The organism is Endozoicomonas sp., from assembly GCF_051008435.1.
In the GTDB taxonomy this organism is placed as follows: domain Bacteria; phylum Pseudomonadota; class Gammaproteobacteria; order Pseudomonadales; family Endozoicomonadaceae; genus Endozoicomonas_A.
Map to the genome: position 1 here is coordinate 1 of NZ_JBPCXO010000464.1, position 7,116 is coordinate 7,116.

General features: G+C 44.9%; 10 protein-coding genes. 1 reads left to right on the top strand and 9 read right to left on the bottom strand.

Annotated elements, in window-relative coordinates; translation table 11 throughout:
• Positions 1-225: 225 nt before the first annotated feature.
• From ACR2PX_RS22900 to ACR2PX_RS22915, 4 genes are read right to left on the bottom strand one after another with little or no spacing between them, the layout of a single operon-like run.
• Positions 226-693 (bottom strand): L,D-transpeptidase family protein, encoded by a 468-nt coding sequence (locus tag ACR2PX_RS22900; protein WP_434001666.1) that lies wholly within the window; start codon positions 691-693, stop codon positions 226-228.
• Positions 694-701: 8 nt separating this feature from the next.
• Positions 702-1,061 (bottom strand): GFA family protein, encoded by a 360-nt coding sequence (locus ACR2PX_RS22905; RefSeq protein WP_434001667.1) that lies wholly within the window; start codon positions 1,059-1,061, stop codon positions 702-704.
• A 14-nt stretch (positions 1,062-1,075) separates the two neighbouring features.
• Positions 1,076-1,450, bottom strand: coding sequence for a hypothetical protein (locus tag ACR2PX_RS22910; RefSeq protein WP_434001668.1), 375 nt, complete (start codon positions 1,448-1,450; stop codon positions 1,076-1,078).
• A 59-nt stretch (positions 1,451-1,509) separates the two neighbouring features.
• Positions 1,510-1,947, bottom strand: a complete 438-nt coding sequence (locus tag ACR2PX_RS22915; RefSeq protein WP_434001669.1) for a hypothetical protein — start codon at positions 1,945-1,947, stop codon at positions 1,510-1,512.
• Between the two features lie 128 nt (positions 1,948-2,075).
• On the opposite strand from ACR2PX_RS22915, the gene ACR2PX_RS22920 reads away from it, so the two are divergent.
• Entirely contained in the window at positions 2,076-2,495 is a 420-nt protein-coding gene (locus ACR2PX_RS22920) for a hypothetical protein (RefSeq protein WP_434001670.1), read from the top strand.
• Between the two features lie 7 nt (positions 2,496-2,502).
• Here the strand turns inward: ACR2PX_RS22920 and ACR2PX_RS22925 are convergent, their stop codons facing one another.
• The 5 genes from ACR2PX_RS22925 to ACR2PX_RS22945 all read right to left on the bottom strand — a co-directional run bounded on the left by ACR2PX_RS22925 (position 2,503) and on the right by ACR2PX_RS22945 (position 6,798).
• The gene (locus ACR2PX_RS22925; RefSeq protein ID WP_434001671.1) at positions 2,503-3,072 is read right to left on the bottom strand and encodes an HD domain-containing protein; all 570 of its coding nucleotides are present in this window, start codon (positions 3,070-3,072) and stop codon (positions 2,503-2,505) included.
• A gap of 33 nt (positions 3,073-3,105) precedes the next feature.
• Positions 3,106-3,732 (bottom strand): hypothetical protein, encoded by a 627-nt coding sequence (locus tag ACR2PX_RS22930; protein WP_434001672.1) that lies wholly within the window; start codon positions 3,730-3,732, stop codon positions 3,106-3,108.
• The gene (locus ACR2PX_RS22935; RefSeq protein WP_434001673.1) at positions 3,714-4,367 is read right to left on the bottom strand and encodes an AAA family ATPase; all 654 of its coding nucleotides are present in this window, start codon (positions 4,365-4,367) and stop codon (positions 3,714-3,716) included. The genes ACR2PX_RS22930 and ACR2PX_RS22935 overlap by 19 nt, the downstream gene beginning before the upstream one ends.
• A gap of 125 nt (positions 4,368-4,492) precedes the next feature.
• On the bottom strand, positions 4,493-6,238 hold the full coding sequence (locus tag ACR2PX_RS22940; RefSeq protein WP_434001674.1) for a hypothetical protein: 1,746 nt from the start codon (positions 6,236-6,238) through the stop codon (positions 4,493-4,495).
• A gap of 182 nt (positions 6,239-6,420) precedes the next feature.
• On the bottom strand, positions 6,421-6,798 hold the full coding sequence (locus tag ACR2PX_RS22945; protein ID WP_434001675.1) for a 2OG-Fe(II) oxygenase: 378 nt from the start codon (positions 6,796-6,798) through the stop codon (positions 6,421-6,423).
• Positions 6,799-7,116 lie beyond the last annotated feature (318 nt).

Here is a 7,116-nt window from a genome sequence, read left to right on the forward strand (position 1 = left end):
TCGTGCCTACGGCTACAGAAACAGAGAAAGATTCAAAACGGCGATTTACTTTCATTGTGGTGGTCTTGATCTTTATCCAAGAGGGGTAATCCGATGAAATTCACCCACACAATCTGAGGTAGAGCCCAGATTTTTACCCCAGGGTTGTCCAGCTGAAACTTGAAGTTCTTCCATAAACACCTAACAGGAAAGCAGTAACCTTTAGCAGAAGCAGATAAAAAGCTTCTACCACTCTATCTGTATTTTCGTTCCTACTGAAACCAGCTCCATAAACTCATCCATCTCCTGATTGGTTATGGCAATGCATCCGTCTGTCCAATCAAAGCGCTGCATTAAAAAGTCGAGCGCTCCCAGTCTATTTCGTTGACCATGGATCATGATAAAACCGCCAGGACTGACTCCAAGGCTTTCCGCTTTCTGGATGTCTTTCTGATTCGGGTAACTGATATGCATCGAACGGTAATAGGATGAATCTTCTTTCTTGTAATCCAGCGTATAGAGCCCTTCTGGAGTTCGCTCATCACCTTCCTGCTGTTTATGGCCTTCAGGGCTGCCCCCAGCGTAGGTTTTTACTACTTTCCCATCATCCAGCAAGAACATCTGTCTTTCAGACTTATCCACTTTCACAAGGTCCACACTGGCAGTGACTGCCGTGGCAAACATTGAAATCAGGAGAAAAAATGCCGTTTTCATTTCTATGATTAGTCCTTTAAATAACGCCAGCTATCCGCCCCATCAAAGTACCGAACACGAATATCCTTTGTGTCTGCTATCGACCCCATTCTCGTATTGAGGCCTATTTTAACTTTTCCATCATCCCTGACAGCGGTGTAATGAGTGGTACTCCCACAGTTAGTGCACGTATGAAAAGTGATAGTCTTATCGCCCCAACAAAATTCCTGAAGCGCTACATCCTGTTTAATCTCAATCTGATCATCCAGATAGTACCCCCAAAGAGCGCCTATTCGATGACAGATTGAACAGTTGCAACTGGTGATGGTTTCGGGTGCCTTGTCTGCATTCAGAACAATCCCGCCACAATGGCAGCTGGTCTTGAACATCCCTGCTCTCCTGTTTATTGGATCACTACTATTTCTGTCGCTACTAATCTGCGCTCATTACCCAGCATAAAGCTGTCGCCTATGATTCGAACCTTGGAACCTGGCTTTATGACGTCTATTTTCTCACTATTTTTCGGGCCCAGATTGGGAATGCTGATTACGACAGCGTATTCCGTTCCGTCATTAGACCTGAACCTCCAGACGGAACCATCCTTGCCTTGCTGGATTTTTTCAATGATCACCCCTGAGACAATAGCCAACTCTTCACTGTCAGCTTCCTCGACAGCCGGAGCCTGTACCCTTTCTGAATACTCTCTGGTTTGATGCTCTGTACAACCCGCCAGAAACAGTATCAGCAGAAGGACGGGGAACTTTCTGATTATATTCATAAGGCACTCACATCGTATTCAGAGGCGCTTTGCTGCCCCAAAGCAACGCAATTAATTGCTCAATCCTCCGGTTTGGGAAGCACTTTGTCCACTTGAATAATCATGGCGGCCAAGAGCTCCGTCTGACTGGTATTTCGACAACGGTGCCCCTGCTGGTTTTCTGGCTTGTCTTCAACGGGCAGATCACCTCCAAAATGAATGTCACCGGCACGGTAGAAGACTTCATTGCCATCCAGAGTCCGGGTATACCAGCCACCCTGCAAAATAATGACCCACTGCGGCTTTGGCGTTGCATGCATAGGCGCATCATAGCCCGGGGGCAAAATAACAAATCGAGTGCTAAGAGGCTTGGGAAGATCGCAACAATGGTATTCCGGTGTCGGATTGGAGTATTGAATTAAATTAAAGTGATTCAGAAAACGTTGTGAGGTACGGGAAACACCTTCTTCATCTACCCATAAATGCCAATAAGGCTGAGCAACATTCTCTTCAGACATATTCTGCATCCAATAAAGAAAACCTGAAGTCTATTTTACCACTGATCTGCTGCTTGACCCGTCTACTGGTTCAGGGTTCATGATGAATTCAAAGGTTAGACAGCATCCACCCGACAGGAGTGAGAAACATGAAACACACCATTTCAAATACAGATCAAAGCTTCAGAACACAGGTCGAATCCTGTGCTTATCCCGTTACAGACTTTAATCACCGCGCCCATCTGCGCCTGGCCTATATCTACCTTTCAGAGGGCACAACCGATGAAGCCAATGATAGAGTGAGAGAAACGCTGACTCGTATTCTGATACACAATAAGATAGAACCCGCCTCGAAGTATCATGAAACGTTGACCAAAGCCTGGCTGATGGCCATGAATCATTTTATGCAGAAAACAGTGGCTACAGATTCCGCTGACGAGTTTATAAACAAGAATCCGATTATGCTGGATAGCAGCATTATGAAAACGCACTATTCAGATGAACTGCTTTTTTCTGAGCTGGCGAAGAAGGTATTTGTTGAACCTGATCTGGCCCCTATACCTGGATAAGAAGCCACTAGGCATAAAACCCTTTTTCAACACTTTCTTCGATCAGGCTGGCAACATGCCCCCATAATGCCGGAGCAAAGTCTTTTATAAATGCCTTTCGTGACATGACTTGCTTGACAGGAATCACTCCTGTCTCTGGCGAGCCAGTCAGAACATGGTTTAAAAGTGGCTGAATAGCATCAATAACAGCGGCATATTTGGCTTCATCAGTCACTCGGGCTTCAAACTCATCCCAGAGCATACGATATTCAATAGCCACACTGTCCGGAAGCATGTTAAAAATTCGATCGGCAGCTTCGTTTTCAACTATCTGCTTATCAGCCTGATCTTCACTGTAAAGCCAGGTATCACCAGCATCGATTTCAACAATATCGTGAATCAACAGCATTTTGACCACTTTCAGAATATCCAGAGATTCTGACGAATAATCTTCCAAAAGAACCGCCATCAGCGCTACATGCCAAGAATGTTCTGCTGAGTTCTCAAACCGATCATCCAGCGTCCTGTTGCCACGTGTGACTGTTTTCAGTTTTTCTATTTCTTTCAGGAAATGAAACCTGAGTGTTAAATCATTCAATGTCTGTCCCTGAACGTTTAAAATTATTGCCTTCTAAATCATCACTGCCTGCAGATGTTCTTGCTTCTGTTGCCAGACATATAGCTCTGCTTTACTGAAAACCTCTTCAGCTATGTAATGATCGCCATCCACCACTTCCAAATGAACATCTCTGCCAGAAGCACTTAAAAGATCATATGAAATTCTTGCTTCACTGACGGAGACCCTATTGTCACTCGCTCCATGTATTAACAAGAAAGGAGTCAAGGATGATTGATCCATTGAAACATTGAGCTTTCTGCCAGAAACGATGATGGCTGAAACAACCTGACCTAGATGAGTGGATACAAACTCATAAACCCCATTTGCTCCCCGGCTATAGCCCATCAAATGATAGCCAGCAGCAGAACTGCTCAGTATTCTCTCCGAGGTCACCAGGAACTTATCCAGATAACTCGTTTGCCATTTTGATGCCGTTGGAGATACGGGAATCAACACATCATGATCTAACTCCAACCCGTTCTCAATCAGTGATGGCAAATCCGGATACTCGAACAGTCCAGCTATACCTTGTCCAAAAGCACCAGAACCATGCAGATAAAGAACTCTGTATGGAGACGGGTTCACTGAACGATAGATTAATCCTTCAACCCCATTAATTTTTACTGTTTCCCTGTGCACAGATTCTCCGGCTTTTGCGAAAGGAACTTCTCGATATCTGACATCGTTTTTGCACTGTCATATTCAACCCCACTTCGACTATGCACGGCCTCTTTCGCGACAACCGCAATACTCTCTGGTGAAATCGATTCCTGAAAAATCACCATCTCTGGTGACAGACGAGACAAATTCTCAAAGTAGGCTCTCTGGGGTTCAATCAGTTGCAAGTGCAGCTCAAAGTTGCATCGCTTGCAGGTAGTATCCTGCTCTTTTCTCTTTCTTAGTTCATGCTCTGGCAAAGACAAGATGATATAAGTGTCTGGAAATGACACCCTGCCACTTTGAAACTCAGCCTTGAAGAAATCCAGAACCTTTGAAACAGGCTGATAGCCATGCTCTGCATAAATCCAGTTGTACCAGAATGTTTGCAGGTGATCGCCATCAAGAATAGCCACCTTCCCTGCATTAGAAGCAGCCTCAGCCAGCTGCCACCTTTCTACCTGCTTTTGGAAGTACCAGGTGGACGATTCTTCTATAGGCCTTTCAAAAAGCTCGTTGACTTCAGGAATTCTGACATACCCAAACTCTTTTTCCATAAATTGAGCGGCGGTGGTTTTCCCTATGCCACTGGCACCTTCCAGGCACACTACAGACATCTATTAATCCTCTATTGATACGTCATACGGAAAAAACCAGGAAGGGTTGTTTAGTATGTGCTTTGAGAATGAAACAAAGAAAAGCGTTGCGACCAGAATATGGCCGCAACGTGAAGACTAAGCGCTTAGTTACTGCTCAAATTCAGGCTATTGATGTCAACACCGTCGGAGTTAGCCACATAACCGGACTGGGAAGACTTGATCTTCTGGCTCCGGTCAATAATGGTCAGACTGTGCATACGACATCCTTCGTAGGCTTCATCAAAGTAAAAGCTAAAGCCGTCGTTGGTCTGCAGAGAGCTTCTCATTGAGACATCATTAGTGAGCAGTTTGTTACCGTTCATAGCTTGATCCTGACAACCTTTAAGCTTCACCTTAACCAACCCTTTTTCTGCATAGGTTTCGTAGGTTTTGTTACCCCAGGTTACCTCTTTAAACGACAAGGTTTGATGTTTTATGGGGCAGCTGGCTGCCTGGTCCGCCAACGCTGGTTTGATCATCACACGTCCCCCCTGACCCAGAGACAGAAATTCACGATGGTCAGCACCATAAAACAGATTGGCAATATCGGAACGGTATGAATCGTTACGGGTGTATTTACCTGGAGTCCAGAAGACTTTGCCAGAGCTTAAATCACAGGCTTCTGCCACTGGGTCGCTGGTGTCTCCCAGCAGGCATTTCCTGAGCTTGTTGCTGTTGCCAGGGTACACAGCCCGACAGCCTTCTTCCTGAGGGTTCGCCTCGACCCTATCCACATGGACTCCCCTGATAAGGATTCCATAAGTGTCGGCATAAGACTTGTCATTAAAAGCCACTCGGGTAAAGAACTTGTCGGCCACAAAAGGAATCACCGATTTTTTAAAGCCTTCTTCCAGCTTAACGTTATACGGTGCTTCAAAACGGTTCGCCTGCCTGAGTGCATCAAAATTAATATCGATCAGTGTTTGATCCATATTATTCCGCACAGCATAAACAGAAGCTGACTCATCCAGCTTGCCCAGATTAATATAAGTTGAGGTTTCACCGGCTATTGTGAAGACTTTGGTCAGCCGCTCACCAGAACCCGATTCAAAATACAGACTCTCGGTATGACTGGTGCGGTTGGTGTACCTTACCCAGGCTTCTCCGTCTTCATCCAGAATCTGACCATCAAATAATTGAAGATTGTCATCTGAAAAATTGGGGAGCTCCATAGTCATATGGCTCAGCTTGACGGGCTGTTCTTCTTCAAGACTCAGAGAGTGGCGATCCGCCCCCACTTTCACCAGAAGATCCTTATAAGCCTTCTTCTCACTAATCCCTTTTGCAGCATAGTTGTAGCCGCGCTTTTGATACTTAACATGCAGTTTATAGCTGGCACCTGGGACCGTCGGAATAAATGTTCTTAATCGAACCGCAGCGGCTTCACCATCCACCGTTTTTGCACAGCCTTCCATATTGCGTGCATTAAGATCGGTATCCATTTCCGTGGCAAAGCCATCACCCTTAATGCCATACACTTTGGCATAGCCGATTTCCAGCTTGGCATCACAGGCTAAATCACGAATCTCCTGAATACGTTCCCGGCGAGCCTTGCCTTCAAGCAGCATGGCCTCTTCCCACATCTGGGGATACATTCTTTTCAGTGTTTGGCGAGTCCACTGAACATCAAACTGAATACGTCCATTGTCATCAATATATAAGGCTTTGGCTTCACGGGCAGGCATGCTTTCCTTGAGTTGACGAAAATCGAGATCATCAACGATGCCCCATTTGCCATTATGAAATTGGTCCTGATAGCCATAAAAATATTGAGTACCAATACGTTCAGCCTGGGCAAGAGTAGCAGCAGAGCAGAGTGCCAGAACAGCACCCATCTTTATCAACTTCATCCGTATAATCGTCCCTTATCAGATAAAATTATTATTGTCAGGTATCCAAACCTGATTTATTTGTACTGGTTCACACAAACCTCGAGAAATAATGCTGGATTGCGAACTGAAGATCAATCAATTATACGAACTAGACACAATAATTTAAAATAACTGAAGAAATAGCCTGCCTGGCAAAAGCATTAGATGCTTTTTTGTTTGATCTTTTTAACCCAGCCGATACTCAGAACATACCGACGGCCTTTCAGTATTTTATTCACCGAGTGCTCTGATAAATCAGATCGAAAGAACTTAATCAGACGGCTTTCGTAGATAGGCTCACGGCAAATAAACTCGCCACCGGATTCGGGCGATTTTAAAATAATATTCAGCCGATAATGTTCGCCACTCTCCACTTGATCAACATGAGGGGGAATTTCATGCCCTTCAAGAAACCTCAGAAGATAAAGATCAAAAGGGACAGGCCACAAACCACCACCAAGGAGCATTTTGTCATACCCGGTATTCTGTCGACCTTTCTGCCAGCGGAACACTTTCGATAAAAACTCACCCATCTTCATATTCACCCACCCCGCTATTTTATTGCCAATCGCTGAAACAATTCCCAAAGAGCAATTTTATTGGAATCGAATTCAAGTAACGCTCTGGCTTCTACTTCGGAACACCATTTATATTCAATGTGTTCACTGGAAAGCACTGGGTCCCCTTCAACCAAGACAGAAAAAGAGAATTCCGGGATAACATAAGGTGTCCGGCTAAGTTCGTCTTATCTGTTGTTTGAACTATAATGCAGCAGTCACCTACTTTTAGGGATGCTGTTATGCAATATGCTCTCTTCAAAGCATTTCTTGATGCCATTTCGACACTGACCAGCCATC

Excerpts from the sequence above, each read along its gene's own strand:
- ACR2PX_RS22940 (WP_434001674.1), bottom strand. The coding sequence starts at position 6,238 with ATGAAGTTGATAAAGATGGGTGCTGTTCTGGCACTCTGCTCTGCTGCT.
- ACR2PX_RS22900 (WP_434001666.1), bottom strand. The coding sequence starts at position 693 with ATGAAAACGGCATTTTTTCTCCTGATTTCAATGTTTGCCACGGCAGTC.
- ACR2PX_RS22920 (WP_434001670.1), top strand. The coding sequence starts at position 2,076 with ATGAAACACACCATTTCAAATACAGATCAAAGCTTCAGAACACAGGTC.
- ACR2PX_RS22945 (WP_434001675.1), bottom strand. The coding sequence starts at position 6,798 with ATGAAGATGGGTGAGTTTTTATCGAAAGTGTTCCGCTGGCAGAAAGGT.
- ACR2PX_RS22915 (WP_434001669.1), bottom strand. The coding sequence starts at position 1,947 with ATGTCTGAAGAGAATGTTGCTCAGCCTTATTGGCATTTATGGGTAGAT.
- ACR2PX_RS22910 (WP_434001668.1), bottom strand. The coding sequence starts at position 1,450 with ATGAATATAATCAGAAAGTTCCCCGTCCTTCTGCTGATACTGTTTCTG.
- ACR2PX_RS22935 (WP_434001673.1), bottom strand. The coding sequence starts at position 4,367 with ATGTCTGTAGTGTGCCTGGAAGGTGCCAGTGGCATAGGGAAAACCACC.
- ACR2PX_RS22905 (WP_434001667.1), bottom strand. The coding sequence starts at position 1,061 with ATGTTCAAGACCAGCTGCCATTGTGGCGGGATTGTTCTGAATGCAGAC.